General features: G+C 37.6%; 27 protein-coding genes. 12 read left to right on the plus strand and 15 right to left on the minus strand.

The annotated features are described in order from the left end of the window. Window positions 1-117 precede the first annotated feature (117 nt). Complete coding sequence (locus tag J2Y40_RS07725) at window positions 118-591, plus strand: hypothetical protein (RefSeq protein WP_309998189.1); 474 nt, start codon at window positions 118-120, stop codon at window positions 589-591. Between the two features lie 35 nt (window positions 592-626). Here J2Y40_RS07725 and J2Y40_RS07730 read toward each other — a convergent pair whose 3' ends face one another. The 6 genes from J2Y40_RS07730 to J2Y40_RS07755 form a co-directional block, all read right to left on the minus strand. Next, the gene (locus J2Y40_RS07730; RefSeq protein ID WP_309998192.1) at window positions 627-1,169 is read right to left on the minus strand and encodes a lipocalin family protein; all 543 of its coding nucleotides are present in this window, start codon (window positions 1,167-1,169) and stop codon (window positions 627-629) included. Between the two features lie 73 nt (window positions 1,170-1,242). After that, window positions 1,243-1,977 (minus strand): LytTR family DNA-binding domain-containing protein, encoded by a 735-nt coding sequence (locus J2Y40_RS07735; protein WP_153398991.1) that lies wholly within the window; start codon window positions 1,975-1,977, stop codon window positions 1,243-1,245. A gap of 87 nt (window positions 1,978-2,064) precedes the next feature. Beyond that, the gene (locus J2Y40_RS07740) at window positions 2,065-2,481 is read right to left on the minus strand and encodes a DUF6326 family protein (RefSeq protein ID WP_153398988.1); all 417 of its coding nucleotides are present in this window, start codon (window positions 2,479-2,481) and stop codon (window positions 2,065-2,067) included. A 22-nt stretch (window positions 2,482-2,503) separates the two neighbouring features. Then, window positions 2,504-3,190: a DUF4386 domain-containing protein gene (locus J2Y40_RS07745; RefSeq protein ID WP_309998196.1), complete on the minus strand. Its 687-nt coding sequence runs from the start codon at window positions 3,188-3,190 to the stop codon at window positions 2,504-2,506. A gap of 92 nt (window positions 3,191-3,282) precedes the next feature. Further along, window positions 3,283-4,002, minus strand: a complete 720-nt coding sequence (locus tag J2Y40_RS07750; RefSeq protein ID WP_153398983.1) for a hypothetical protein — start codon at window positions 4,000-4,002, stop codon at window positions 3,283-3,285. 13 nt (window positions 4,003-4,015) lie between these two features. After that, entirely contained in the window at window positions 4,016-5,797 is a 1,782-nt protein-coding gene (locus tag J2Y40_RS07755; protein WP_231128764.1) for a histidine kinase, read from the minus strand. A gap of 501 nt (window positions 5,798-6,298) precedes the next feature. Between J2Y40_RS07755 and J2Y40_RS07760 the strand changes: the two genes are divergently transcribed. The 3 genes from J2Y40_RS07760 to J2Y40_RS07770 all read left to right on the plus strand — a co-directional run bounded on the left by J2Y40_RS07760 (window position 6,299) and on the right by J2Y40_RS07770 (window position 10,208). Next, window positions 6,299-6,970 (plus strand): SIMPL domain-containing protein, encoded by a 672-nt coding sequence (locus J2Y40_RS07760; RefSeq protein ID WP_153398980.1) that lies wholly within the window; start codon window positions 6,299-6,301, stop codon window positions 6,968-6,970. A gap of 423 nt (window positions 6,971-7,393) precedes the next feature. Then, window positions 7,394-8,995 (plus strand): DUF4139 domain-containing protein, encoded by a 1,602-nt coding sequence (locus tag J2Y40_RS07765; protein ID WP_309998201.1) that lies wholly within the window; start codon window positions 7,394-7,396, stop codon window positions 8,993-8,995. 16 nt (window positions 8,996-9,011) lie between these two features. Continuing rightward, a complete protein-coding gene (locus J2Y40_RS07770; RefSeq protein WP_309998204.1) occupies window positions 9,012-10,208 on the plus strand; it encodes a VWA domain-containing protein in 1,197 nt (398 codons plus the stop codon). Between the two features lie 90 nt (window positions 10,209-10,298). On the opposite strand, the gene J2Y40_RS07775 is transcribed toward J2Y40_RS07770, so the two are convergent. After that, a complete protein-coding gene (locus tag J2Y40_RS07775) occupies window positions 10,299-11,504 on the minus strand; it encodes an FAD-binding oxidoreductase (protein WP_309998206.1) in 1,206 nt (401 codons plus the stop codon). 115 nt (window positions 11,505-11,619) lie between these two features. On the opposite strand from J2Y40_RS07775, the gene J2Y40_RS07780 reads away from it, so the two are divergent. After that, window positions 11,620-12,000: an STAS/SEC14 domain-containing protein gene (locus tag J2Y40_RS07780; RefSeq protein ID WP_153398971.1), complete on the plus strand. Its 381-nt coding sequence runs from the start codon at window positions 11,620-11,622 to the stop codon at window positions 11,998-12,000. A gap of 92 nt (window positions 12,001-12,092) precedes the next feature. Here the strand turns inward: J2Y40_RS07780 and J2Y40_RS07785 are convergent, their stop codons facing one another. Then, complete coding sequence (locus J2Y40_RS07785; protein WP_309998208.1) at window positions 12,093-13,292, minus strand: MFS transporter; 1,200 nt, start codon at window positions 13,290-13,292, stop codon at window positions 12,093-12,095. Between the two features lie 173 nt (window positions 13,293-13,465). On the opposite strand from J2Y40_RS07785, the gene J2Y40_RS07790 reads away from it, so the two are divergent. Next, the gene (locus J2Y40_RS07790; protein ID WP_309998210.1) at window positions 13,466-14,365 is read left to right on the plus strand and encodes an AraC family transcriptional regulator; all 900 of its coding nucleotides are present in this window, start codon (window positions 13,466-13,468) and stop codon (window positions 14,363-14,365) included. Window positions 14,366-14,541: 176 nt separating this feature from the next. Here J2Y40_RS07790 and lipA read toward each other — a convergent pair whose 3' ends face one another. Continuing rightward, window positions 14,542-15,408, minus strand: coding sequence for a lipoyl synthase (lipA, locus tag J2Y40_RS07795; protein WP_153398962.1), 867 nt, complete (start codon window positions 15,406-15,408; stop codon window positions 14,542-14,544). A gap of 625 nt (window positions 15,409-16,033) precedes the next feature. Next, window positions 16,034-16,594 (minus strand): RNA polymerase sigma factor, encoded by a 561-nt coding sequence (locus tag J2Y40_RS07800; RefSeq protein WP_153398959.1) that lies wholly within the window; start codon window positions 16,592-16,594, stop codon window positions 16,034-16,036. A gap of 133 nt (window positions 16,595-16,727) precedes the next feature. On the opposite strand from J2Y40_RS07800, the gene tyrS reads away from it, so the two are divergent. Then, window positions 16,728-18,023, plus strand: a complete 1,296-nt coding sequence (tyrS, locus tag J2Y40_RS07805; RefSeq protein WP_309998213.1) for a tyrosine--tRNA ligase — start codon at window positions 16,728-16,730, stop codon at window positions 18,021-18,023. A gap of 206 nt (window positions 18,024-18,229) precedes the next feature. Here the strand turns inward: tyrS and J2Y40_RS07810 are convergent, their stop codons facing one another. Together J2Y40_RS07810 and J2Y40_RS07815 are read right to left on the minus strand one after the other, a co-directional pair. Then, window positions 18,230-18,442 carry a hypothetical protein gene (locus J2Y40_RS07810; protein ID WP_309998214.1) on the minus strand — a complete coding sequence of 71 codons (213 nt, stop codon included), beginning with the start codon at window positions 18,440-18,442 and terminating at the stop codon, window positions 18,230-18,232. A gap of 102 nt (window positions 18,443-18,544) precedes the next feature. Further along, window positions 18,545-18,688, minus strand: a complete 144-nt coding sequence (locus J2Y40_RS07815) for a hypothetical protein (RefSeq protein ID WP_309998216.1) — start codon at window positions 18,686-18,688, stop codon at window positions 18,545-18,547. A 263-nt stretch (window positions 18,689-18,951) separates the two neighbouring features. On the opposite strand from J2Y40_RS07815, the gene J2Y40_RS07820 reads away from it, so the two are divergent. Next, a complete protein-coding gene (locus tag J2Y40_RS07820; protein ID WP_309998218.1) occupies window positions 18,952-20,901 on the plus strand; it encodes an ATP-binding protein in 1,950 nt (649 codons plus the stop codon). Further along, on the plus strand, window positions 20,891-21,529 hold the full coding sequence (locus tag J2Y40_RS07825; protein WP_309998219.1) for a response regulator transcription factor: 639 nt from the start codon (window positions 20,891-20,893) through the stop codon (window positions 21,527-21,529). Before J2Y40_RS07820 ends, J2Y40_RS07825 begins: the two co-directional genes overlap by 11 nt. A gap of 59 nt (window positions 21,530-21,588) precedes the next feature. On the opposite strand, the gene J2Y40_RS07830 is transcribed toward J2Y40_RS07825, so the two are convergent. After that, window positions 21,589-22,008, minus strand: coding sequence for a hypothetical protein (locus tag J2Y40_RS07830; RefSeq protein WP_231128760.1), 420 nt, complete (start codon window positions 22,006-22,008; stop codon window positions 21,589-21,591). 238 nt (window positions 22,009-22,246) lie between these two features. On the opposite strand from J2Y40_RS07830, the gene J2Y40_RS07835 reads away from it, so the two are divergent. The 3 genes from J2Y40_RS07835 (at window position 22,247) to J2Y40_RS07845 (ending at window position 24,863) form a co-directional block, all read left to right on the plus strand. After that, the gene (locus J2Y40_RS07835) at window positions 22,247-22,885 is read left to right on the plus strand and encodes an alpha/beta hydrolase (protein ID WP_153398938.1); all 639 of its coding nucleotides are present in this window, start codon (window positions 22,247-22,249) and stop codon (window positions 22,883-22,885) included. Between the two features lie 121 nt (window positions 22,886-23,006). Beyond that, window positions 23,007-24,332: a PDZ domain-containing protein gene (locus J2Y40_RS07840; protein WP_309998221.1), complete on the plus strand. Its 1,326-nt coding sequence runs from the start codon at window positions 23,007-23,009 to the stop codon at window positions 24,330-24,332. Between the two features lie 3 nt (window positions 24,333-24,335). Beyond that, window positions 24,336-24,863, plus strand: a complete 528-nt coding sequence (locus tag J2Y40_RS07845) for a hypothetical protein (RefSeq protein ID WP_153398931.1) — start codon at window positions 24,336-24,338, stop codon at window positions 24,861-24,863. Here J2Y40_RS07845 and J2Y40_RS07850 read toward each other — a convergent pair. After that, entirely contained in the window at window positions 24,856-25,872 is a 1,017-nt protein-coding gene (locus J2Y40_RS07850) for a L,D-transpeptidase (protein ID WP_231128758.1), read from the minus strand. The two genes, J2Y40_RS07845 and J2Y40_RS07850, sit on opposite strands and share 8 nt — an antisense overlap. 129 nt (window positions 25,873-26,001) lie before the next feature. Next, on the minus strand, window positions 26,002-26,760 hold the full coding sequence (locus J2Y40_RS07855) for a response regulator transcription factor (protein ID WP_153398925.1): 759 nt from the start codon (window positions 26,758-26,760) through the stop codon (window positions 26,002-26,004). Window positions 26,761-26,821: the final 61 nt, after the last annotated feature.

A 26,821-nucleotide genomic window follows, 5' to 3' on the forward strand; every position in this document is an offset into this window, starting at 1 on the left:
ATCGTATATTCTTGAGAAAAATTGTTCTGCAAATGACGGAAAAATCTGCGGCTGCAGCAATATAAATTGATTTTTTCTATTTTTGACGAAAATTGGTTATAACTATAATTAAAGACTATGTCAAAATACGATGATGCTTCATGGCATTACGGCGGTGATTTTCCGGAAGGTCTTCCTGAGAAAAACGGAGCAACACATACAGGAATGTTCCTGAACTGGTGCATTAACAACGATCTGATGTCTGATGAACTGAAAGAAGATGGAAAAGAGGAAATTGAAAAGGTAAAACGCAGAGAGATCACCGGAGCTGAATTTATTATGGATTCCTGCGACGGGAAATTTTCTGAACACGACCTGAATGACCTTGGAAATCTCTTTGCAAAAGATTATTATGCCGATGATACGGATTTCGGAAATCAATACAGCTCATTTGCGGATGACTACGTTAATCTTTTTGATACCAAGGCAGAGGAAAATGATTACGAATACGAAACGTTTTATCACATTGAAGATACCTACGAAAACTATGATCTGATGAAGCAGGTTATCGATCACCGTTTTGAAGAATGGAAAGAATATATCGGAAAATAAAAACAAAAAAAGCTGAGAGACCTCAGCTTTTTTAACTATTGGTTATGCTTTACCCAGATGAGTTCATCAGTATTATATCCTATTCTTTTTGCTTTTTCTATGAAACGCTGTCTGATGCTTTCCGGGATTGTAGTGGTTCGGGACAGAATCCAAAGGTATTTGAGGCTGCTTCCTGCCACTAATGCATATTGATAGTCTTCATCAATGTCTATGACGTTATAACCGGCCCAGATTGGTTTGAAAAATGAGACTTTCAGCCGGGCTTCGGTTTTATCTTTTACAAAACGGGCTTCTCCAACGGATTCTTTCCATTCTTTTTTAAGATAATTATAGCCTTTATTGCTTACGCTGATACTGCCATTAGGGTTTTCTGAATATTCTGCCGTAACGTTGTCCATATTTTTTTCAAATCGGTAATCGAAACGGGCTATTTCATACCATCTTCCGAGGTATTTTTTGGCATCAAAATTTTTAACAGCCGCTGCTCCTTTCGGAATTCCTACCGAATAGGAAGTGAAAATAATCAGTCCCAAAACACCCAGCGAAACGGGAACGGCAATCTTGTGAAGCGTTTTCATAATCAGAAATTTTGTGTTGTTACGAAAAAACCTTCAAAAATAATGCCTTCAGGCTGTTAAAGAACGGTAAATTCTAGGAAAACACCTTTAGAAAGTTATCTTTAAAGCTTCCGGAGACCTCAATTTCAGTATGGTCAGCAAGCATTACAGTTCCGCTTTTATGATAAGATTTTACAAAACCGGTATTGATGATATGAGAACGATGAACTCTTACAAACGGGCTTTCCAGCAGATCGTCAAAATGCTTCAGGAATCTGCAAACCATTTTCTTTGAACCGTCGGTAAGATAAACCTGGGTAAAGTTTCCGTCCGCCTGTAGTCTTACAATATCTTCTGTTTTTACCACATCGAATCCCTGAAGGGTCGGCAGGATAAGCTGTTGTTTTTCCGGTTTCAATTTTAAGTTTTCGAGGAGAATTTTATTCCGGTTGAGCTCTTCTTTCTTTTCAAGACTTTCTACAACTTTGTTGACAGCCAGAATGAGCTCCTGAATATCGATGGGTTTTAAAATGTAATAGCTCGCCGATTTATTAAGGGCCTGCAGTGAGTATTGTGAAAATGCAGTAATAAATATGGTTTCGTAGGAAAATTCTTTGGTAGCCTCCAGTACATCAAAAGCGTTTCCGAAAGGCATTTCAACATCCAGGAACACGAGTTGTGGCTGCGTTTCTGTAATCAGCGGAACGGCTTCTTTTATATTTTCAGCTTCCCCGAGAATTTCCACCTGCGGACAATATTTGGTGAGATAGCTTCTCAGAACTTCTCGTGCAATGATTTCGTCGTCTACAATTACAGCTTTTATTTTCATTTAAACAGGCCTAAAGGATTTGTTTAAAGTAAAATTAGGAATATTTGGCCAGTCACACAATCTGTCAACAAAAATCACCACAGAAACCTATATTTTTTTCCATTTCCATGCCTTCCATACAATCAGGATAGTGATGAAACTTTCCAATAAGGCCAGAAAAACATAGAATGCGCGCCAGGCTGTTAATGAAGTCGCAGCAATAAGCAGCATTATGGCGGTAAAAAATATTCCCAGAATAATGTTGAATATCCTGTTGATTTTTGCCTTCAACATCAGAGAGAGAAAAACCATTACCGCGGGAAGTGCCAGTACAACAGCGGCCATAAACAGCTTTACAGGACTATCCAGTAGATTCGTTCCTTCAACTAAGCCCTTTGCCTTCCCGGGAATATAGAGTTCAAAATAGTCTCCATAAAGATAACACAGGGTGGCAGAAGTCCAGAGCCCGGCAAGAATAATTTTTATATTGACAGAGGTTTCTTCAAAATGTATGGAGTTATTCATGATCGATTGTTTTATCAGTTAGTTAATTTTTATTCCTCACGCCTAAGATCAGCAGCCATAATCCAGTTCCTATTTCCCCTATGGAAGCGGGGAGAGTAATATAACTGGATACAGGATAAGCAGAAAAATCCGGAATTAAGGTTCTGGCAAAAACATTGGCAACATATCCCACACATCCCAGTATTAAGAAAACTCCTAAAAATTTTGGCAGAAAACCAGATTTGTAGACCAGATAGCCAAATGGCAAAAGCCAAAGCCCCCAAAAGATCTGGACAATTAAGATCCCTTTGTTATAGCTGTTAAGAAGGAGCATTATCTGGGACTGGAGCTGTTCTGCATTAACTCCTTTAAGATAATCAGCACCTTCAATAATGGTAAGCACAGAAAACCGGCTTTGCAGATTGAGAAATGATATGGGAACACTCATCAATGCAAAAATAACCATCAGCCGGGCGTGGGTTTCATTTACATTTTTTAATAATCTGTATAAAACCAGAGGTAAGAGCATAAACGCAATATAGCAGATCATACTTCCTGCAATTCCTAATCTGAACAGTTGCGGAGAGGAAGAAATATTCTGAAATGTAATCCGGGAATCTTCCCAGTTTATAAGCTGAGACGGAACATGCATTAAACTGAAGAAACCGGCTGCCATTACTATAAGATAAATAAATCCTGCCAGCCGGGCTGTTTTGTTAGGGGTGTTCATTGGGATCAAGTTTTATATATAGACAATTTCTGTTTCCATTTGGTTACAGAAAAAATCAGATTATAAAAAATCGACCCTGAAATAAAGTTTTTCTATTGGTATTTCCCACCCCTCAACTTTAAAATTTTATAAGTTGTTCTGGAGGTTTCCTTTTCATTACATTCTCCGTTGACATCTGTATTAACGGTCTTCACGGAAATAGTTTTAATTTTCAGGTCTGTGAAATTATTGGTCTTTGCTTTATCAAGAACAATAAACGAGTGATTATCTTCAAATTCACCATTGCATCGGGTATCCCATTCCCCATGGGTGGAATACATTTCAAACTGATTGAGAACTTTTTTAAGCGTTTTTCCTTCGGGATAATACATTGACATTCTTCCTGAAGCATATGGATTCGGTTTGCTGCTGCCTGCAAAATCGGCTATCACTCCAAACGCACGGATATTGGTATTGAGATTATACAATCCCGTATCTATCCCAAAATTTCTTAAGTATATAGCATCAGAAGAAATTTCCTCAGGATCTAAATATTTATTTTTTATAACCCCTTTTTCATCAGTAATTAAAATATAGTTCTGTACTGTAAAAACATAGTCTTCTTCATCCTGTTCCACCACAACCGGGACAACCACAATGTAAGAATTTTCGGCATTCGGCATTTTCTTTTCTGTGCAGAGTTCTTCTTTGATTTTGGTTTTATCCAGCTTCAGGCTTTTTACAATATTTTCATACCGGGTATCGTCAATTTGCTGTCCGTATAAGATTCCAGTCCATAAGGAGATCAATATCAATACTCTATTTTTTTTCATCGGGGTTTATGTTTTAAATAAGGTTGATTTTAATAGTCACCACTACTCCACTGCTATTTTCTTTGTCTTTGATGGAGCAGGTAATGTCTTTTTTATAAAGATCATTCAGAAGCCTTATTCTTTCGAGTGTATTTTTCATTCCGCGGCCTTCCCTGGTCTTCTGGTGCTCGGTTTTCTGCTTTTTGCTTTCTTCAATACCGATTCCGTTGTCTTCAATGGTGATCTTTAAATGAGCTTCTTCTTTTTGGAAACTTAATTTTAAAAATCCTTTTTCGGTTCTGTAGCGGAGACCGTGCCATACTGCATTTTCAAGGAACGGCTGAACCAGCATTCCCGGAATCTTAAGGCTCTGTACATTTAAATTGTCATCTGTATCGATTTCATAATCGAATTTATCTGAAAAACGGGTCTTTTCCAGGGCCAGATAGTTCTGAAGCAGGTCGAGTTCCTGTTGAAAAGGAATAAAATCTTCAGCAGAATTTTCCATTACACCCCGCATCAGCTTTGAAAATTTGGTCAGATACTGATTGGCTTCCAGTTCATTATTCGTTGCAATAAAATGATTGACACTGTTTAAGCTGTTGAAAATAAAATGGGGATTCATTTCGCGTCTCAGCGACTGCAGGGCGATCTTTTTATTTTTGATCTGAACTTTCTTCAGGGTTCTGAAAATGAAGAATACCAGACCTGTAAGCAGGATTAACGCTCCGATCAGGCCGTAATTAAAAACATTTTTCTTACGGATCAGTTCATCTTTAAGCTGTTTTTCTTTTTCCAGCTGTGATATTCTCTGTTCTGTATCTTCAAGAATCTTATTATCAATCAGGCTTCTGTCTTTGGAAACAAGATCCGGAAGTTTTCCTAGGAAATCACGGTACAATGTTACCGAAGCATCGGTATTTCCTGATATATTATAAAGGCTGTCCAGCCTTTTCACGCTTTTCTGGGCTTCCAGTGTATGTCCTTTATCCAAAGCAATTCCGTAGGCATTTTTCAAGAGAGTAATGGCTTCTTCAGGATCATTTTTTTTAATATAAATATCGGCAAGTTCCTGGATCTGGTTCACTTTTTCCTGTGAGTTTTCTTTTACAAAATCTTCTTTCAAGACCTCTTTTTTCGCTTCAATGGCTTTATCAAACTTCCTGTTTTCAACATAGAAATTGGTAAGCTTCTGATTGATTTCCAAGGCCTGCTGGGGAGCTTCTTTTTTCGAAAAAACATAGGCATTATTCAGGTTTTCTTCTGCCTTGGGAATATTATTCTGCTGGATGTTGACTTCGGCCATCTGGCTGTACCCTTCCGCCACAGCACTTTTATCTTTTTCTTTCAGACTGATATTGATATTACTCTGGATAGCATCTGCCTTCCTTTCTACTGAAGGTGCAGACAGTCTTGCCGCATCATTTGAATTGACAGTCCTGCTTTTTTCATCAAAACTCATTTCAGCTGCCATGCTGTAATTGCTGATCGCAGGGACTATTTTTTTCTGTTTTTCCTGTGACTGGGCAATTTTTCTGGTTACAATTTCGAGATTCTTTTTATCGTTAAGATCTTTATAGAGATTTCTGGCCTTGGTCAAAAATTCTTCACTCTTGGCATAATTTCCCTGATTATAATAATCATTGGCAATGCCTACATAACTGTCAGCAACCCCTTTATTATCATTATTATCAACTGCTTTCCTCAGTTTAGAAACTGATTTGGAAGCTTTGTTAACCCGTGTAGAATCCTGTGCCAGGCAGAGATTACCTGCGGCAAGACTAAAAATGAACAATATTTTAAAAACTAATTTCACGGATTTCAGATGTTTAGTGCAAAGTAACTAAAACTTTATCTAAGCTCCTTCATTCTTTACCAAGTCAAAACCTTATTTCACCAAGTCACAATTGTGATGCTATTAAATAACTTCAGTTCGGGATAAGAATATATGATGGATGCAGCTTTGAAGCTGGATGATGGAAGTTATGAAAGTCATTAACAGCAAATATTGATCTGATTATATTTAATTTGATTTTCAGGTGGCTTTCAATACGTAAAACTAAAATTAACTTCTAACCTCCTTCTTCCAGCTTCCAGCCTTTTACATTTAAACTCCTTAACCCGAACTCAGATTAAAATAAACTCCTGATCTCTTTTATCCCAGCTCACCTATTACCTATTACCTATTACCTATTACCTATTACCTATGATAACGGACATTCAATAATTCACCAAGTGAAAACCTCATTTCACCAAGTCTCCGGAATTTCCTTTCTGAACCTCCGTAATTTTACTCCAGAATTTAAAACAAGAAATTATGAAATTAAGACATTTTTTATTGATCGGAATCTTTACACTGGGAAGTTTTATGAATGCACAGGAAGTAAAGAAAAATGCAATTGAAGTAACAGGGGTTGCCGAAATGGAAATAGAACCGGATGAAATCATCTTCAGCATCGGTATAAAGGCAGACAACAAAAATGAACTGGCAGACACGGAAAAGAAACTATTTGAAACATTAAAGAATGCCGGAATTAAGAACGAAGACATCAAATTCAAATCCATGTATCAGAATACGTATGCCAAAACCGGAAAATTCACCAAGAATTATCAGTTTAAAGCCAATGCAAAGGCAGATCTCGGTAAAATATTTGAAGATCTGAATCAAAAATGGGTAAGTAATCTGAATATTGCAGAAATTAAGAATACCAAAATCGCAGATTTCAGAAAAACAGTTAAGATCAATGCCCTGAAAGCAGCTAAAGAAAAAGCAGATTACCTGTTGGAAAGTATGGGCAAAAAAGCAGGAAGCCCTCTTGAAATCGTAGAAATTGAAGATTATACCAGCGATACGGTTCTTCCGGTAGCTTACAGAGGAAAAATGAACAGCATAATGGAAATGGCAGATGCAGCGGCAGGAAACTCTTTTGAGAACATAGAAAATATCAAACTAAAATACAGTATCAAAACACGATACGAAATCCTTTAAAATAGACTACAATAACAGATTTAAGGAAACAGTCCGAAAGGGCTGTTTTTTTTATTTTTTAGATACAGTTTCCGAAAGGTATTAGCTGTATAGATTTAGGCTAAAGCCGATGGATTGTTTCTTATTATTTGGGCGGACTAAAGTACACCCCTATTGAATAAATTCTGTCTCTTTTGTATTTTCTCAGATCCGACAGATTGCGCAGATTTAAAACTTTACCGAATATTGATAGATGCTGGAATTTTATTTCTCTCAATTTTATCAAATCTAACTGAGCAAAAAATCTGCATCATCTGCCATATCTGCAACAAAACTAACATAGATATTTTCGCTTCACCAAGCCAAAGTCCCATTTCACCAAGTCTGCGGATTTCCGGTCTTAAATACTGATAATTTTACTTCAGGAATTTAAAGCAATAAACTATGAAACGTTATTTTTTAATACTCATCATATTTTCGGCAGCTCTAATCAGCGCTCAGGAAATAAAAAAAGAAATTGAGGTAAAACAGGCAACGGTATTCCTTCAGGGAGCCAAGGTCTTCGGAAATACCAGCGTAAGCCTGCAGAAAGGAAGAAATATGGTAAGAATTATCAACCTCCCCAATAATCTGGATGAGAACACGTATAAAATCAACCTTGAAAAGAATACTACCCTTCTGTCCATTACCCCGCAGAACAATTTTCTGGATAACGGCCAGCTGTCTGAAGGGGAAAGAAAGCTTGAAGATGAAAGAAAAAAATTTCAGAGACAGGTAAACCTTCTGAATATCCAGATTAAAAACCTGACCGGAGAGCAGAACATCATCAATGACAATCTGAAGGTTTCCGTGAATGATAAATCAACCCCACAGGAACAGCTGATCAAACTTACCGATTTTTACCGCAAAAGAATGCTGGAAATCGACAACCAGGTTTTTCTTTTAAACGAACAGAAGTCGGCTTTGGATGAAAGCATAGCCAAAATCAATAAACAGTCTGCTGAAGAACAAACCCATAAAAATACCAACAGAAAAGAGCTGCTTCTGGAAATCCTTGCAGATCACGATACCAGCCTGAATCTGGGAGTAAGTTATATTGTTTCGGATGCAGGATGGATTCCTTCTTACGATTTACGTGCAGAATCTGTAAAGAAGCCGCTTGAAATGGTTTATAAAGGAAAGATCTATCAGAGAACCGGACAGGACTGGAAAAATATCAAGCTTTTTGTTTCTACCTACCGCCCATCCTACAATCAGGACCGCCCTATCCTCTCTCCATTGTACGTAGCAGAATATACTCCTCACAACCCTATGAGAGAAGTGGCCTACTATAAACTGAAAAAGGAAACTTCAGCAGTAAATTCTTATCAGGTAAGAGCCGATGAAGTTGTATCACCTAGTCAGGTCCCTATTGCCTCTGTTTCTGATAGCCAGATGAATGTGATTTATGAACTCAACTACAATCAAACGATACTGAGCCAGGAGAAAGAGCAGTATGTAATTCTTGATAAAAAACAAATTGATGCCGCCTACAAATACCATACAGTTCCGAAGCTTAACAACCAGGTATTCCTGATGGCTTTTGTGAAAAACTGGCAGAACCTCAACCTTATTTCAGGAAAAGCTAATATTTATTTTGAAGATAATTATATCGGAAAAACGAATATTACCAGCAATTATGTGAAAGACGAATTCCCGATCTCACTGGGTGTAGATGAAAGAATTACTGTAAAAAGAATAAAACTGGAAGATAAAACGTCTCAAAAGACCATGAATTCTAATAAATGGAACACAGAATCTTACCAGATCAACATCAGAAACAATACGAAAGAGAATATTGAACTGGAAGTGCTTGACCAGCTTCCGATCAGTGAGAACTCCAAAATTCTGGTAAAAGCTTTAGAAACCGGCGGCGGAAGTTATGATGAAAAAACAGGAAGCATCCTGTGGAACAGAAACATCAGCAGCGGAGGTTCAGACAAGATAAACTTCTCTTATGAAGTGAAATTTCCGAAAGATATGCAGATCCAATATTACAGCAGATAACCAAAAAAAATATATTATGATGACTTCTTTTAAAATTTTAACACTGGCAGCAGGTGTAGCTTTTTTAAGCTCCGGCAGCATTTCAGGAATCCAATGTTCAAAAGACAATACATCCGGCAGAGATCCCATTGTACAGAACGCCTCTTTACCTCTGGTAAATACAACCGCAAAAGACAATAAAATCCAGGTGGCTTTGCTACTGGACACTTCCAACAGTATGGACGGACTGATTGATCAGGCCAAATCAAGGCTCTGGAATATTGTGAATACCCTTACCACCCTGAAGTATAACGGTCAGGCTCCACAGATAGAGATCGCTTTGTATGAATACGGAAATGACGGAATCCGGGATGATAATTACATCCGGCAGGTTACTCCGCTTACGCAGGACCTGGATCTGGTTTCTGAAAAGCTATTTGCCCTACGAACCAACGGCGGAAGTGAATATTGTGGGGCCGTAATCCGTGACGCATCTGCCAACCTGAACTGGGACAAGGATGAAAAAAGCATGAAACTGATTTATATTGCAGGAAATGAAGGCTTTAATCAGGGAAGAGTAGATTACAAAGAGGTGATCTCGAAGGCTAAGAATAAAAATATTTACACCAGCACTATTTTCTGTGGAGACCGAAACGAGGGCATTCAAACCTTCTGGCAGAACGGAGCTTCTCTTGGCGGCGGTAAATATTTCAATATCGACAGCGACAGAAAGGTGATTTATATTGAAACGCCATACGATGTAAGGATTTCGGAATGCAATTCAAGGCTGAACAGTACTTATATCTATTACGGAAGCCACGGCTCTGAATATAAAAACAAGCAGATCATGCAGGATAAAAATGCGGAAGTACAATCTGCAGCCAACTTTGTGGAAAGAACCGTTGCCAAATCCAAAAAGAACGCCTATAAAAATGATCACTGGGATTTGGTGGACAAAGCCGAAAAAGACGCAGGTTTTATTTCATCCGTTAAAGAAGAAGAACTTCCGGCTGAACTGAAAGGCAAAAGCAAAGAGGAAATTAAAAAAGCCGTTGCAGCCAAATCTGCCGAGCGTGGAAAGATCCAGAAAGAAATTGAAGAACTCTCCAGAAAACGCCAGGAGTATATTGATGCCGAAATGAAAAAACGGGGAAACAATGATTCCGACGACCTGGGAAAAGCAATAGAAAAATCTATTCTGGAACAGGCAAAAAAGAACGGATACAGTTTGTAATTGTTATGGTAAAATGCTGCTCAGGTTCTTGGGCAGCATTTTTTATTGATAAGAGTATTAATTATGAGTAATCGGTAACGAGTAATGCTTTTATCTTCCGAATTTGAAGTACTGTGATAATGGATGTTTTTTATTTTTCATAAACAAAGAAGCCATTTCCATACCGGTTATTGAAAATGTAATCCCGTTACCTCCGAAACCTAAGACAAAATAAGAATTTCTGAACTTCTTATGCTCCCCGATATAGGGAAGTCCGTCTTTAGTTTCCCCGAAAGTTCCCGCCCACACAAAATCTGTATAAAAATGGTAATCCGGTTTTATTTTTTTCAGGTTTTTCAAAATTTCTTTTTCTTTTTTTTCCAGCAGAGCATCCCGTTTTTTAGCATCATAAAAATCTTCATCACCGCCCCCAATCAGAATCCGTCCGTCATCTGTTGTCCGCATATAGAGATAAGGATCATCGGTATTCCAAACCAATGTACTGCTGATATTTTTAAACTTATCCTCATCTATTTCCGAAACAATAGCATAAGTGCTTTTTAAATTCACAAAGTTTTCCTTCAGCAGGTTTTTGCTTTCATATCCTATGCAGTAGATTATTTTTTTCGCTTTGATCTGATAACCGTTCAGGGTAGTTGCTATATTAAAGCCTTTATGATATTCCACATGGGTCATTTCTGTTTTATCAAAAATTCTCAGACCTTTTTTCACATTATGGGTAAACAGCTCATGGGCAAACTGAAAAGCATCAATACTGGCTCCCTGTTTCGACAAAATTCCGCCATAAGTATTTTCAAATCCGAACTGTTTTAAAATTTGGTCTTCATCCAGCCATTTCACATCAAATCCAGCCTTTTTTCTCGCCTCATATTCTTTTTTGAGCCAGACAACATCTTTTTTCTTCGAAGCGAAGTACAAAGATTTTTTACGTTTAAAACCCGCAGCAGATCTGATGTATCCGGAGAGTTTTTCAAGAGTATCTATTGCATCTGAACAGGCTTTATAGCTTCTAGCCGCTGCCTTCCCACCGATTTTCTCTGATAATTCAAAAAGCGGAACATCTATTTCATACTGCAACATTGAGGTAGTTGCTGAGGTACTTCCATTGCAGATCTCCCTTTTATCAATAAGGATGGTATTATAGCCGTCCTGTATCATCTGATGAGCAATAAGACTTCCCGTAATCCCTCCGCCAATAATTAAAACTTCACATTTTTCATCTGATTTCAGTGAGGGATATGAAGTGATCAGCCCATTTTTTATAAGCCAGAATGGTTCATTTGATTTAAGATCCATATTAATATTTTACAATAAAAATAGCAATATTTATAAGTATTTTAACTATTAATAATTGATTTATGGTGCAATTATTGTTCTCTGACTAAAACTAAACCACATTAAAATATTCATTATGATAACGATTATTCCAGAAGCTCCTGAAAATGTTGCAGCATTTAATGCAACGGGAGAAGTAACGAAAGAGGATTTTGAAAATCTGGTATTTCCACATGTTAAAGAAAAAGTGGACCAGTTTGGGGAGCTGAATTACTTATTTTATCTGGATACCGATTTGGATAAGTTTACCATGGGAGCATGGTTTGAAGATGTGCTTTTGGGGTTGAAAAATCTTGCTAAATGGAACCGTACTGCTATTGTTACGGATAAAGAAGGGGTACAGAACTTTACGGACATTTTCAGCGTCCTGATGCCGGGAGAATTTAAATCTTTCCCGAAAGAAAATTTATACAATGCACTCTACTGGTGCAAAAACGGTAATGAAGTAGAAGCATAAACTATTTCATACCCATAAAAAACGGGTTGTATCAATAGAGAATACAACCCGTTTTTTTTTACATTTTTTTACCGTAATTTTTTTTTCATGATTTATTTATCACAAGATACACATTCTGCAGAAGGCTCTACTACCGGCGTTTCTGATCTGTAAAGATACATATAGCGCACGCTGACAGCAAGCCCGATAAAGGTCATTCCCACCCCTACCAGTGACGGGTAATTGTAGGGCAGCTTGTATTCCAAAGGAATTCCTCCTAAAAATGCTCCCATCGCATTGGCAATATTAAAAGCTGCCTGCATAAATGCGGCGGCCATCATTTCACTTTTAGGTGCTGCCTTCATCATCATAATGTTGATAGGTGCTGCCACCGACATAGACAGTGCCCCGCACACAAATGTCAGAATAAGTGCGATATTCTGATGCTCCGAAAGGAAAAATACACCTGCCAAAGAAATCATCATCAGAAAAATCAGAAGCGCACATGTTTTTTCCGGGCCCAATCGGTCAGAAACAAAACCACCGGCAAGGTTTCCTACTACCATTCCCCCGCCTGCAAGAATCATTACATAGGCCATCCGGCTGCTTTCAATACCTGCTACCACCGTCATTAAAGGGGTAATATAACTGAACCACGTAAAAAGACCTCCAAATCCGATCGCTGTAATAGCCAGCACCAGCCATGCCTGTTTCTTTTTCAGAAATTTCAACTCTTCAAGGAAATGGGTATCCTGATTGGCCTCTATAGCCGGAAGCCATAACTTCAGGAACAATAAGGCAAAAATACCGATCAAAGCCACAATAGCAAAGTATAGTCTCCAGTGATACACGTGACCAATGTACGTGACCAATGGAACCATGATCAGATTCGCGACCGTAAGTCCCGTAAACATCAGGGATATATAGAATGCTTCCTTCCCTTTTCCTGCCATCCTGGATGCTACAACCGTTCCCACTCCGAAAAATGCCCCGTGTGGAAGTCCGGACATAAATCTGATGATCAGCATGGTGGTATAATCGGGAGCGATTGCAGATAATCCGTTAAATAAGGTGAAAAGAACCATTAAAACCATCAGTACTTTTTTCGGCGGGAATTTCACGGAATAACCGATCAGAATCGGCGCTCCGATTACGACTCCCATTGCGTAAGCAGAAATCATGTGACCCGCCTGCGGAATGGTGATCTGTAATGTTTTAGCAATATCCGGCAGCAGTCCCATGACGGTAAACTCCGTTGTTCCTATTCCCAAACCGCCGATAGCCAGCGGAATGATCCTTTTATCAATCTTCATTGTATATTCTTTTTAAATTAACTGGTCAATAGTAAGTATGATTCCTATCTTATTTTGACAGTGCAAAAATCGAAAGAAAGATTGACTTTCACCTCTCTTGAAATGATAAAAATTTGCTCCATATTAACCTTTTTATTTAATTTTAAATCTGTAAACAATCAAATGAGAACAAAATGAAAATTCAGAAAGAAATTATAGAGTTTGAAAAAGGAAAATCTTTCAAGCTGTTTTCTCCTTCGCTGAAAAATTGTTTTTTCTGGCATTATCACCCTGAAATAGAGCTTGTATACGTAGAAGCTCTCAATGGTATCCGCCACGTAGGAAAGGATATTTCAGGTTTTACAGACAGCGATCTTTTACTGATTGGAGCCAATGTTCCCCATCTCAACTTTGATTATGGTATTCAAACAGAATGCAGGCAGCTGGTATTGCAGATGCAGGAAAATTTTCTCCAGGATATCATTCTTCCTGTTCCTGAATTTGAAAATATCAGAACACTTTTAGAAAAATCTTATCTGGGGCTTTCATTTTTTGGAACAACTAAAGACATCGTGGTCGAAAAACTCCAGATTATCAAAGAAAAAAATTCTTTTGAATCATTAATGGGCCTGATTGAAATTCTTCAGATCCTTGCAGATTCTACTGAAGTAAGAGAACTCAATAATGAAGACACTAGGATCAAATGGTTTCTGAATGACAAGATCAGAATGGGGACGATCTATGATTATATTCACGAAAATTATGATAAAAAGCCCAATGTCAACGAGATTGCAGCCATCGTCAGCCTGAGTACTCCGGCTTTCTGCCGTTACTTTAAAAAGCAGACGAATATGACCTTTACAGATTTTGTGAATAATTACAGGATCAACCAGGCTAAAATTTTTCTGCTGAAAGATTATTCTGTGACGGAAGTCTGTTTTCAGGTAGGTTTTGAAAGTCTGTCGTATTTTAATAAGCTCTTCAAACAGCATACGGGAGATACTCCGTCAGAATTCAGGAAAAAACATTTTAAAGCAATTGAAATCAATGGACGGATTGCAGAGATTGCCAGGGATTCGGCCTGTAATAAATGAACGGTCCAGTAGGTGGTAAAGGTTTTAGGCTGCAGTTCTGTACCCACCATCAGGCAAAACCTATTTTGATCCATTTTTATAGTATTAACCCGAATGTCTATCATCTATCCGTTTATTATCTCCCTCTCTCTACAACATAAAAAAGAAACCGCTCATTGCTGAACGGTTTTTATTTTTTAGTGAATATGCTTTTCTGCATGATAAGAGCTTCTTACAAGTGGTGAACTTTCCACATGTCTGAAACCTAAGCTTCTCGCAAAATCCCCAAGCTCATCAAACTCTTCCGGGGTAATGAATTTCTTTACAGGAAGATGCTTTTTGGTAGGCTGAAGATACTGCCCCAGTGTAATAACGTCTACATTGGCATTTCTGATGTCTTCAATAGTCTGGAAAACCTCATCTTTCGTTTCGCCTAATCCAAGCATAACTCCTGTTTTGGTTCTTCGTTGCCCGGCTTCTTTCAAATATCTCAGTACTTCAAGGCTTCTTTCGTATTTAGCCTGAATTCTCACTTCTCTTGTTAAACGTTTTACTGTTTCCATATTGTGCGAAATCACTTCCGGGGCCACTTCTACCAAACGGTCAATATGTTTGGTGATTCCCTGAAAATCAGGAATAAGTGTTTCCATGGTGGTTCCCGGAGAGATTCTTCTTACAGCGTTTACAGTTTCGCCCCAAAGGATAGACCCCATATCTTTCAGATCATCACGGTCTACTGACGTAAGAACAGCGTGTTTAATCTTCATTAATTTGATTGAACGGGCTACTTTTTCAGGCTCATCCCAGTTTACATCCAGCGGTTTTCCTGTTTTTACGCCACAAAATCCACAGCTTCGGGTACAGATATTCCCCAAAATCATAAAGGTAGCTGTACCTTCTCCCCAGCATTCACCCATATTCGGGCAGCTTCCGCTCTGGCATATGGTATTTAATTTATATTTGTCTACCAAAGTTCTAAGTTCTCTGTAGTTCTTTCCGGTAGGAAGTTTCACACGGATCCACTTTGGTTTCTGAACGGTAGTATCTTGAACTAAATTTTCCATTTCTAAAATTGAAGTTCAAAGTTACGTAATTTTTAATGGAAACCATCTACCGGAGAAATTGATGAAAATGATAATTGGAGATATTAATATATATATCTGATATGGCAGATGTTGAAATTGTTGGATAAACGCAAAATATGAAAGGTCTTGGTAGAAGGTAAAATTAATAATTTCCCACGGATCACTCAGATGACACAGATCTTTTCCTGTGAAAATTGCGAACTGGAAGGAACCATTTTATGACTGGTATACGATTTTGGATTAATTTGAAAATCCGAGAGAAAAATATCCACAAACATCAGTGGAACTCGTGAGATCTGCGGGAAATATTAACCCACGAAAGTTTTTAACGCTTGAGTTTTTTTTAAGTTTAAAACTTAACGCATAGAAGTATACATGAGATTTTAAAAATCTACGATTTTTATTTATAAACCCAATAAGAAATCTGCGTAATCTGTAAAATTTGCGAGAGAAAAAATACTGACAAACATCTTCTCTTCTGTTTAGTCCGCCTAAATCAAAACAATCAATTCTCTGGCTTTAGCCAAAGCTTACACCGTCTGCGAGAGAAAAAATATTCGCCAACATTAGTGTAATCTGAGGTGATCCGTGGGAGAAATCGAATTTAGCTGTCTTCAAATTCGTTATTTTTCAGCAGTTCGGCCAGTACTTTTTTAGCGCGCATTACCCTTACTTTGGTATTGGCAACAGAAATTCCCAGCTCTTCAGAAATTTCTTTGATGCTTTTTTCTTCAAAGAACCTCAGTTTGATAATATCCTGATAATTGGCATCCAGAGACTCAATGGTTTTAATGATCTTTTTCTGTTCTTCATCAGAGATCATCAGTTCTTCCGGAGATTTAGCATATTGATTTTTTACCTCGTCAAGATTTTCAGTGGCATCCTGGTTTTCACGGCTTTTTTTCCTCCAGAAATCGATGACGGTATTCTGGGCAATAGTAAGAATCCAGGTTTTAAACTGGAAATGCGGATCATACATATCCAATTTCGACAGCACTTTTGAAAAAACATTGACTGTAATTTCGTCTGCATCATTTTCATCTCTTACCTTCTTCATCACAAAAGAGAAAACATCCACCCAAAAAATATTAATGAGTTTAGTCTGGGCTTTCTGGTCTTTTTCTTTCGCTTTCTGAATAAGCAGAAATAACTGTTCGTCGTTCATCACTAACAAATATAGCTTTTTAGGCTGAATTTGCAAAGAGCAGATTCAATTTGAAATTCCTCTTTTTGCCTTTCATGATCATACTTCTGAATTTATTATCTTTGCACCGTAAAATTTTAAACAGAAAATAGAGATGAATTCCTTTATAGAAGAACTAAAATGGCGTGGTCTTTTTGCCGATATGATGCCGGGAACCGATGAACAGCTGAATAAAGAGGTAACTACTGCATATATTGGTTTTGACCCGACTGCAGATTCTTTGCATATCGGAAGTCTTATCCAGATAAAAATACTGGCACATTTTCAACAGCACGGGCATAAGCCTGTTGCATTGGTAGGTGGTGCTACAGGAATGATTGGAGATCCGTCCGGAAAATCCGCAGAGAGAAATCTTCTGGATGAAGAAACCCTTCTTCATTACGTAGACTGCCTGAAGAATCAGCTTTCACGATTTTTAGATTTTGAAGGAAGCGGTCCTAACAAAGCTGAACTGGTGAACAACTACGACTGGATGAAGAATATTTCCTTCCTTGATTTTGCCAAAAATGTAGGAAAGAACATCACGGTAAACTATATGATGGCCAAAGATTCTGTAAAGAAAAGATTTTCCGGAGAAAGCGGTGCTGACGGAATGAGTTTTACAGAATTTACCTACCAGCTGATCCAGGGATATGATTTCCTTCACCTGTATCAGAACAACAATGTTAAACTTCAGATGGGAGGTTCTGACCAGTGGGGAAATATTACCACAGGTACTGAACTTATCCGCAGAAAAGCTCAGGGAGAAGCTTTTGCACTGACTGTTCCCTTGATCACGAAAGCTGATGGTTCTAAATTCGGAAAGTCTGAGAGCGGAGAAAACTACTGGCTTGATAAAAAGAAAACTTCACCTTATAAATTCTACCAGTTCTGGCTGAATGCTACCGATGAAGACGCTGAAAGATTCATTAAGTTCTATACTTTCTTAAACAAAGAAGAAATCGAAGCTTTAATTGAAGAGCACAAAACAGCGGCCCATGAAAGAAAGCTTCAGAAAAAGCTGGCCGAAGAAGTTACAGTATGGGTACATGGAAGGGAGGAATACGAAAAAGCGCTTAAAGCTTCTGAAATTCTTTTCGGACGCTCAACCGCTGAAGATCTGGTGAGCCTTGATGAGGAAACTTTCCTTGAGGTTTTTGACGGCGTTCCACAAAAAGAAATTGCAAAAGCAGACGTTTTGGGAATAAACATTATTGATCTTCTTTCTGAAAAATCAGGATTTCTTAAGTCTAAAAGTGAGGCCCAGAGAGAAATGAAAGGAAACTCCATTTCTGTGAACAAGCAAAAAGTAAACGATACCTATACAGCCAATGAAACTGACCTTATTGACGGTAAATTCCTGTTGTTACAAAAAGGTAAGAAAAGCTATTTTATTGTAAAAGTTCAGTAAAAAGGCTATACAAATACAATTAAAAAGACTGTGCATAACAGTCTTTTTTTGTTTAATCAAATCAAAAGAAAACCACGGATAATTCCGTGGTATTCATGAGAAAGTATCACTTTTAAAGCTCTGTCGTCATAAGGCTTTATAGGTAAAAAGATGAAAAGTTTGTTATATATGTTTGTGTATGATGTATCTTATATTTTTTTGAAATCCTAAAACTTGTAAGAAAGTCCGATTTTCCCTCCTGAAGCAAATGTTCCACCTCCTACTTCCACATTAACAGCTAAATGATCGGTGAAATAATATCTGGCACCTGCCTGTCCTGCAAGTCCTACACCTGAAGATTCACCACTGATATAATCATAATCTGATCCGTTGTAGCAATAAGAAAATGAGTTGTAAGCCAGTGCTGCTGCTGCATACACATCCCATTTATTGGGGGTTTTAAAAAGGGTATAAATGATAGTTCCCGTTAATTCCGGCTCCTATCCATCTTCCTTTGATATCTCCTGAGTATTTCTCTGAAGCTAAGCTAAACTCTGCCCTACAGTAATGTCGTTATGGATACCATAATCTAATCCTGCATAAACCGGCATTCCCCATCCGTTTGCAACACCAAGGCCTACGTTCACCTGTGCCTCTCCTTTCTGTACTCTTTGTGCATTCATCATCCCAAACATGGAAATAAGCCCCCAGTAAAAACATTTTTTATTGATATTAAAATTTATGTGTTATTTCAATCTGCCTTTGAAGACCTCTGCAAAACTATCAGAGGAAAGAGCACAATACAATCCTTAAAAAAATGTAATTTTTTCTACCTTTTTTTAGGTATTTTTAATAGATGGATTTTTAATTATATTCAACCCTTGAAATTCGAATTGAACTAATAATGAGGAGAATACTGTATTTCTTATGTTTTTTGAACTGTTTCCCGTTGTATTCACAGGAACTGTTTCCTCTTAATGAAAAAAAATATACAGATAGTCTTCAACAGGTAATCAAAGGAAACACGAACAGTCTTTCTAAAAGAGATGCTTATTTTATTTTATCTGATTATTACAGAAATACAGCCCCCCCATTAAGTAAAAAATATCTGGAAAACGGCAGAAAATCTGGAGAAAAAGATCATATTACCGCTGCTTTGTATTCTTATTATGAAGGTCAGTATTATTTTGACCTGGATAAAGAGAAAGCAGCAGTTTCTTACCAAAAAGCAATAGAGGCGCTATCAAAATTCAAAGGAAAAAAATCTGACTTTTATAAAGCTTTATCCTGGTACAGCTACGGAATTACCCTGAAAAATAAAGAAGGCTATCCTTATTGTATTAAAATAATGCTTGAAAAGAGCATTCCGGCAGCTGAACCGTATGGAGAGACCCAAATGCTTGGCTATTTATATACCCAGCTGTCTCTGATGCTGACCTATAATGCTGAATTTGAAAAAGCAGAAAGTTATAATACCCAAGCCATTCATATTCTTGAAAAAAAAGCCCCTCATTCCACCGAATTGTTTTATGCCTATCTCAGCAGGTCAGGAAATTACTCCTACCAGGCTAAAGGCAGTGTTGGGAAAAAATTTCTGGATCAGGCCGAGAAAATGATTCTTCCCTATCCTGAATCTTCTGCCAATGCTTCTTACTTTTATCACAAAGCTTTATATTTTATCACCCAGCAGGAAAATAAAAAGGCACTGGAAGCTGTAGAAAGAGGATTGTCTTACACTAAAAAGTTCAATATGAAACTGCTGATGCAGATGTTTTATTTCCAGAAGTATGATACTTATAAAAAGCTTAAAAAATATAAAGAAGCCAAAGAACTGCTGGAATATGTTCTCGCCGAGAAAACCCTGGGCATGGACCTTAACAACAGGAAAACCATCTACAGTCATTTATCCAGCCTCAATGAATTCATGGGTGATCCGGTTCAGGCCTTGGCCTGGGAAAAGAAGTATTCAAAACTGAGCGACAGCTTGCATACTGAAAATGTAAAACTGGAAATCAATAAACTGGAAGCTAAATTTAATGCATCTGAAAAAGAGAAAAAAATAGCGCTTCTTAATGCCGAGAAGAAGCAGAAACAACTGGAAGTTAATAAAAAGAATTACTATCTATGGGTATTAAGCCTCGCCTTATTATTTCTCATAAGCCTGCTAACCTTTTTATTTGTTATTTACACCAACAGTAAAAAGCTTTCTGAGCAGAAAGAGATCAATCTTCAGCAGAAAATAGAAGATATTAAACAAAAGGAAGAACTAGCCCTTACCAAAGCAATTCTTGAAGGAGAAGAAAGAGAAAGAGAGCGTGTTGCCAAGGATCTTCATGATGGTCTTGGCGGGATGCTGGCAGGCGTAAAAATCAATCTGTCTACCTGGTCTTCAACACATCTTGATCCGGAGCAGCATAAAGATTTTTACAAAATTCTCCACCAGCTTGACCATTCTGTAGCGGAGCTCAGACATGTAGCCCGGAATCTGATGCCTGAATCTTTATTTAATTTCGGATTGGAAACGGCACTGAATGATTTGTGTGAATTTTATACCCGCAATGATCTGGATATATGCTTCCAGTCTATCAATATTGAAAAAAATATCCCGCTTACCATTCAACTCAATATTTACAGAATTGTTCAGGAGCTACTGGCTAATGCAGTAAAACACGCCCAGGCCAGCAGTATTCTTCTTCAGTGTTCTCAATCCGGTGACAGTTTTATGATTACGGTTGAAGACAATGGAAAAGGATTTGAAAAAAACAGTAAAAACAATATCAAAAGCATGGGATTCAGAAATCTCAGAAACCGTGTGAATTACCTGAAAGGAAAAATGGAAGTAAGCTCCGACAGCCAGGGCACCACGATTAATATAGAACTTACGATTAATGGAGAATAAAAAAATAAATATAGCTATTGTAGACGATCACCCGATTGTTATTGAAGGACTAAAAATAATGCTGAACAGCCAGCCTTTTTTTCACGTCTCCGAAAGCTTTACTTCCGGTTCGGAGATTGTCAGCTTTATCCGTTCGAATGAAGTGGATATCATTCTTCTTGATATTGCACTGCCGGACGCCAATGGAACGGAACTTTGCAGGGAAATCAAGAAAATATCTCCGGAGACCTCCGTAATCATGTTCAGTAACAGATCGGAGCGTAGTATTATTATGCAGTCTATACAAAACGGAGCCAGTGGTTATCTGCTGAAAAATACGTCTATTAATGAACTGGTTGTATGCATCAAAGGAGCGCTTTCCGGAAATATTGTTTTCTGTAATGAGACGAAACAGATCATCAGCAAGCCCTCTTCCAATGATCTTCCGATTCCGAGGCTTACCAAAAGAGAGAAACAGATCTTACAGATGGTTGCTCAAGGGAAAACCAGTGCCGTTATTGCAGAAGAGCTCTTTTTAAGTCCTCTTACCGTAGATACTCACCGAAAAAATCTGCTGCAGAAATTTCAGGCTAAAAATTCAACGGAACTGATTAACCTTGCTGTACAGATGCATCTGATGGAGGAGTAATAAAAATAAAAAAACCGCTTCCTGAAAAGCGGTTTTATTTTTTTATATAAAGTGTAAAATTACAATTCTAAGAAGCTATAATCAATAGAAGCTACCATAGGACCCGCTCCTTTTTTCTTATCAGTTCTTACTATTTCTCCATCTATCCAAAGATTGATAACCAACTCTGAATCTGGCTGTGGAAGGTCTGCTTTAGCATCAAGGTTAAGCTGTGCCTGACTTGAATTTACAAAAAACTCACCACTAACCCATGTGGTTCCCACCGGATCAAATATGTCAGTTTTTACAGTTCCTACCTGCGTTACGATAGCTTTAATCACTCCGCCTGAAGTTGTTTTTACTTCAAACTGAACGACATGATCCTGAAATTCATCATCGTCATCCTTTTTACAAGAATTGACAACGGTAATTACAGAAAATAATAAGACGAATAAAAAAGAAAGTCTAAGTAAACTTTTTGATTTGTAAAATTGCTTCATTTCTCCAAATAGATTTTTTAATGTTTCAAATATAAGTTTTTTATTAATATAAAAATAACTTTTATGAAAAATTTCCAATAAAGATTTGCAAATAATATCAAATCAGCAAAACTACAATTTAGCAACTGTATAGCGTGTGGACAGTACAGAAAGGCAAAAATTATATGCTATTCAACTTACGGAATAAAACCGCAGTATTTGAAATCAGAAAATATGATTTATTAATTATATTTGCTGTATGAATTTAGATTACCTTGTAAGAGAACCGGAAAATATCACCTCTACGACTCCTGTACTTTTTATGCTTCATGGTTATGGCAGCAATGAACAGGATCTTTTCAGTTTCAGGGAAACGCTTCCCTCCGACTGGCTTATTGTAAGTTTCAGAGCTCCAAGAGATACTCAATTTGAAGGATATTCCTGGTTTGATATTAATTTCAATGATCCGGAAAATTTTATAGATGTTGTACAGGCTAAAGAATCCCTGAGCAGTGTTCTGGAAAGTATTCTGAAGATTGTCAACCATTACGGACTTACGGACAGTAAAGTTCACTTATGCGGGTTCAGTCAGGGTGGTATCTTATGTTATGCTCTGGCACTGAAGCATCCGGAACTTTTCAATTATGTAGCCTGTCTGAGCAGTTATCCTGAAGAAAAAATTCTGGATGGCATTGTTAAAGATAAAAAGAAGCTGGAAAGACTCCGGTTTTTTGTATCACACGGTACAGATGATGCTGTTATTCCTCTAGATTGGGGAAGAAAAGCAGCGGATCTTCTTTATGATCTGAGCTGTTATTTTACTTTCAGAGAATATATGAGCGGCCATGGCGTCAATCAGAAAAACTATATGGATCTGATGGATTTCTTTTCAAAATAGGCTTATATACCATTAAAGATTTCCAATCAATAAAACTGAATTAATTACTGTTTATACAAACATTCCTGCATTTGGAATGTTTTTTTATTTGCAATCGGGATAATTTCACTAAATTCAGTAAATGAAACCAACGCTTTTTTTACTGGCAGTATTTTTCAGCATTTTTATTGGTGCGCAGAAAAATTCTTTTGAACTGATCAATACAAAAAAAGCAGTTATTCCTTTCAAACTGATTAATAATCTGATCTTTATTCCTATCAATGTTAACGGGGCAGAATTAACCTTTCTGCTGGATACCGGAGTTGCTGAAACGCTGCTTTTCAGTTTAGATAATAAAGAAATTAAGCTTTCCAATGTTGAAAAGATGAAGTTTTCAGGTCTTGGAGAGAACGTGAGTATTGACGGTTTTAAGTCTGACCGTAATCTTGCCAAAATCGGGGATCAGATTGTGAATACTTCCATGATGTTGTATCTTATTATGGATGAAGAATTTAATATTTCTTCTCATATTGGAATTCCGGTCAATGGAGTTATCGGCTATCATTTTTTCAAGAACCATCCTATTTCAATAGATTATGTGGCTAAAAAAATAACGGTTTATCAGGATTCTGAAACCATCCAAAAAAAAGTCAGAAAGTATGAGGAAATCCCGATTACAATAGAACAGGACAAGCCTTATTTAACGGCTGATGTGGAAATGACTACTGAAAAGAAAAATTCAAAATTGCTGATTGATCTGGGAAATAGTGATGCCATATGGCTCTTCCCTGCCCTGATCAAAGATTTTGTATACAACAGGCCTAATATTGATGATTTTCTTGGGCGTGGCTTCAACGGAGATATTTATGGTAAAAGAAGCAGAATTCATACTCTTTATCTGGGAAAATTTCAGTTTGAAAAGCCTCTTACTGCCATGCCGGATGAGTATTCTATCCAGCATGTAAAAATAGTAGAGAACAGAAAAGGCTCTATAGGCGGAGAGATTCTGCGGCGCTTTACCACTTTTTTTGATTATACCGGCGGTAAGCTGTACCTTAAAAGAAACAGAAACTTCAATGATCCTTTTCATTTTAACATGAGTGGACTGGATTTCAGACAAGACGGATTGGAATGGCAGCAGGACCGCGTAAAAATAGAACCTCAGAGAAAAGCAGAATCCGGCAACGAAATTTCTGTAGGAAATACATTTCAGTATAAATTTACTTTAAAACCCCTATTTTCGATTGCCGGTGTAAGGAAAGACTCCCCGGCTTATAAGGCAGGTTTAAAAAAAGATGATCACATTATCACCATCAACGGAAGCAAAACTGCTGATATGACCATGGAAAAAATCATGGATATGATGAAGTCTGAGGAAGGAAAGAATATTACGATGGTAATCCAGAGAAATACCCAGCAGATGACGTTCAGCTTTGTATTGGAAGATCCCATCCCTTATCAAGAATAATATATGAAAACAGAAGAAACCACATTAGATAAAATAAGAACCCGGCCCAGATTCAAGATGTATACCCATCTTACAAAAGAGGAATATGCAGATAATCTGAAAAAATACCTTACTGAGCACAAAGGTGAATTTTCCGGCAACGTTAATAAAGAAGTAGCAACAATCTATGTAGAAACAGCCTATGATAATTACTGGAAACCAAGACTTTCTTTGAGGGTAGAGATTGAGGAGGAGCATACCACCATACGAGGCGTTTTTGGTCCCAGTTCAGCAGTATGGACCTTTTTTATGTTTCTTTATTTTTCTTTTTCCATTCTCTGGATGACGTTCTTCACGATGTATTATGTGGAAAAACAAATAAAAAGCGCCGAGTACCCTTGGGCCCTGAGCGCTTCTTTTGTTATGTTGTTCTTCATACTCCTTACTTATCTCGCTGCAAGATTCGGGCAGCATAAGGGTAAAGATGAGATGTTTAAGCTGAGAAGATTTGCTGAAGAATCTACTTTACAGTTTGAGAAAAAAATCAGTTAACAGGAAGTTCTTCCGGTTTTTCAGCAGGTACCGCCATTGCTTTCGCTGTTTTGATGGAATCTGCCACTCTCTCTCTGTTATCCTGTTCTTTGATCATTTTTTCAACATTCGGTTCTAAAAGCTTGTTCATTTCTTCTACTGAGATATTATTGGCATTCGGATCTTCCAGAAGTTTTCTCCATGGCTTTCTTCCGCCCCATTTATAATCCCCGAAGACCATTACCGGCGTTCCTTTTGCTTTTGTGGTTGCTCCTCCAGGATTAAGAATCCAGGTATCTGCATAAGAATACAGCCATTGCGCATCTTTCATTAAGAGACGTAAGCATGAGTGTGATGCAGGATATCCCGGCAGATCATACTGATGCCATCCGATCCCGCCTATGTTATGAATGTTGAAATTATAGGGAAGTTTCCATTCGCTGCTGACTGTTGAAATGGAAAGTTTCTTTTTCCAGTTGGCAAAAGTAAGGCCTCTGGTTGTCTGCGCAGATTTTTTCCCCATACTTGTCGGTCCCCATTTCACAAGACTTCCGTTGGAATATACTCCGTAAGCCTGAATAGGATATGAAAAGATGACAAATTTTTTAACACCGCTCAATACATCCAACTGCATAGGAAATGGTGAGTAAGCCATCAGGGTTGTATCTATTTTAGCAGGAACCACTAAGGTATCGGAATTCCATTTATTTTTAGAATCAAGTCTGTTCAGGGCCAAAATAGCGTAACGTTCGCGTTCGCTGTATTTTTTGCTGAATTCAGCATATACGGAATCTCTTAATTTTTTGTCTTTCGGAAGTGCCAGCGCGTTATAAAAACCATTTTCCTGCATTGCCGGCGGCATTGATTCTTTTTTCACCACCGAATCCTTCTTTACTGAATCTTTTTCTGCAACAGGATTTTCGGATGAAGAAACGGTATCTTTAAAAGTATCGCTGATCTTTTCAATTTCTTTTTTACATGAAATCATCAATGCAGCACAAAAACAGGCATATAAAAATGATTTTTTCACAGATATGTTTTTCATAAATAAAATAGGTCACTTAGTTTGGCTACCCAGTGCAAATATCAGACCTAAAATTGAATCCTAAAAGACATTCCGAAAAATACCGTAAAAAAACGGTAGTCAAACCCAATCTGTTTACAGCAGTTTATTGGTTTTAGCATAGGCAAATGCTTCTGCAATATTGTTTACGCCTATCTTTTCGAAGAGTTTCTTCCGGTGAAATTTTACGGTATCTGCGGTAATAAATAATTTCCCGGCTATCTCGCTGATGGTCATCCCGCTGGTATACAGGCGCAAAATCTCATGTTCTCTTTCTGAAAGTTTTATCTTTTCTTCTTTATTCCATTGATCTGCTTCCGGATCATATCTCCATATTTCATCTGATCCTTCTTTACTCAGCACAATATTCCCCGCCTCGGTACTGTTAGAAAGAGATACGAAACATAAGGCCTTCCATACCTGGCCGTTTTCTGCGAGAAACATAGGGGTAAGCTTATGATTAACAAGAATTTCATTCTTTTTCCCATTCATCAGGTGAAAATCATAAGATATGCTGTATTTTTTTCTTTCAGACACCGGTATCGTGTCGTAAAATTCAAATCCTGCTTTATTAATTTTTATTAAAAGTTCTACATCTTTCGGCCTGACATGCTGAAAATAAAAGGCATATCCCAATTCTTTCACTTCTTCGGAAGATTTTCCGCATAGAAATAAAGGATTGTCGGACACATATTCGAAAGATTTAGTCTGATAATTGATGACGTATAAGCTTTGATAAGTAATCCTGGCAAAAGCTCTTACGGCTTCCAGATAATCTCCGGACTGCGAAAAATCAATTTCAGCATCTTTGCTTACCTCATTTTTTTCGTTAAAAAATTGGTTTATTTCTTCCATGTATCCTTACGTGCTTAGAACTGCTACCCAAAAAGGTAGTATTTGTTTCTATACAGCAAAT

The organism is Chryseobacterium sp. 2987 (assembly GCF_031456375.1).
Classification (GTDB): domain Bacteria; phylum Bacteroidota; class Bacteroidia; order Flavobacteriales; family Weeksellaceae; genus Chryseobacterium; species Chryseobacterium vaccae.

What these genes read in the sequence shown, in the direction of transcription:
- J2Y40_RS07735 (WP_153398991.1), bottom strand. Translation starts at nt 1,977, where the DNA reads ATGAAAATAAAAGCTGTAATTGTAGACGACGAAATCATTGCACGAGAA.
- J2Y40_RS07825 (WP_309998219.1), top strand. Translation starts at nt 20,891, where the DNA reads ATGGAGAATAAAAAAATAAATATAGCTATTGTAGACGATCACCCGATT.
- J2Y40_RS07775 (WP_309998206.1), bottom strand. Translation starts at nt 11,504, where the DNA reads ATGGATCTTAAATCAAATGAACCATTCTGGCTTATAAAAAATGGGCTG.
- J2Y40_RS07740 (WP_153398988.1), bottom strand. Translation starts at nt 2,481, where the DNA reads ATGAATAACTCCATACATTTTGAAGAAACCTCTGTCAATATAAAAATT.
- J2Y40_RS07785 (WP_309998208.1), bottom strand. Translation starts at nt 13,292, where the DNA reads ATGAAGATTGATAAAAGGATCATTCCGCTGGCTATCGGCGGTTTGGGA.
- J2Y40_RS07750 (WP_153398983.1), bottom strand. Translation starts at nt 4,002, where the DNA reads ATGAAAAAAAATAGAGTATTGATATTGATCTCCTTATGGACTGGAATC.
- J2Y40_RS07780 (WP_153398971.1), top strand. Translation starts at nt 11,620, where the DNA reads ATGATAACGATTATTCCAGAAGCTCCTGAAAATGTTGCAGCATTTAAT.
- J2Y40_RS07855 (WP_153398925.1), bottom strand. Translation starts at nt 26,760, where the DNA reads ATGGAAGAAATAAACCAATTTTTTAACGAAAAAAATGAGGTAAGCAAA.
- tyrS (WP_309998213.1), top strand. Translation starts at nt 16,728, where the DNA reads ATGAATTCCTTTATAGAAGAACTAAAATGGCGTGGTCTTTTTGCCGAT.
- J2Y40_RS07765 (WP_309998201.1), top strand. Translation starts at nt 7,394, where the DNA reads ATGAAACGTTATTTTTTAATACTCATCATATTTTCGGCAGCTCTAATC.
- J2Y40_RS07835 (WP_153398938.1), top strand. Translation starts at nt 22,247, where the DNA reads ATGAATTTAGATTACCTTGTAAGAGAACCGGAAAATATCACCTCTACG.
- J2Y40_RS07790 (WP_309998210.1), top strand. Translation starts at nt 13,466, where the DNA reads ATGAAAATTCAGAAAGAAATTATAGAGTTTGAAAAAGGAAAATCTTTC.
- J2Y40_RS07745 (WP_309998196.1), bottom strand. Translation starts at nt 3,190, where the DNA reads ATGAACACCCCTAACAAAACAGCCCGGCTGGCAGGATTTATTTATCTT.
- J2Y40_RS07815 (WP_309998216.1), bottom strand. Translation starts at nt 18,688, where the DNA reads ATGATGAATGCACAAAGAGTACAGAAAGGAGAGGCACAGGTGAACGTA.
- J2Y40_RS07725 (WP_309998189.1), top strand. Translation starts at nt 118, where the DNA reads ATGTCAAAATACGATGATGCTTCATGGCATTACGGCGGTGATTTTCCG.
- J2Y40_RS07800 (WP_153398959.1), bottom strand. Translation starts at nt 16,594, where the DNA reads ATGAACGACGAACAGTTATTTCTGCTTATTCAGAAAGCGAAAGAAAAA.
- J2Y40_RS07845 (WP_153398931.1), top strand. Translation starts at nt 24,336, where the DNA reads ATGAAAACAGAAGAAACCACATTAGATAAAATAAGAACCCGGCCCAGA.
- J2Y40_RS07830 (WP_231128760.1), bottom strand. Translation starts at nt 22,008, where the DNA reads ATGAAGCAATTTTACAAATCAAAAAGTTTACTTAGACTTTCTTTTTTA.
- J2Y40_RS07840 (WP_309998221.1), top strand. Translation starts at nt 23,007, where the DNA reads ATGAAACCAACGCTTTTTTTACTGGCAGTATTTTTCAGCATTTTTATT.
- J2Y40_RS07730 (WP_309998192.1), bottom strand. Translation starts at nt 1,169, where the DNA reads ATGAAAACGCTTCACAAGATTGCCGTTCCCGTTTCGCTGGGTGTTTTG.
- J2Y40_RS07770 (WP_309998204.1), top strand. Translation starts at nt 9,012, where the DNA reads ATGATGACTTCTTTTAAAATTTTAACACTGGCAGCAGGTGTAGCTTTT.
- J2Y40_RS07760 (WP_153398980.1), top strand. Translation starts at nt 6,299, where the DNA reads ATGAAATTAAGACATTTTTTATTGATCGGAATCTTTACACTGGGAAGT.
- lipA (WP_153398962.1), bottom strand. Translation starts at nt 15,408, where the DNA reads ATGGAAAATTTAGTTCAAGATACTACCGTTCAGAAACCAAAGTGGATC.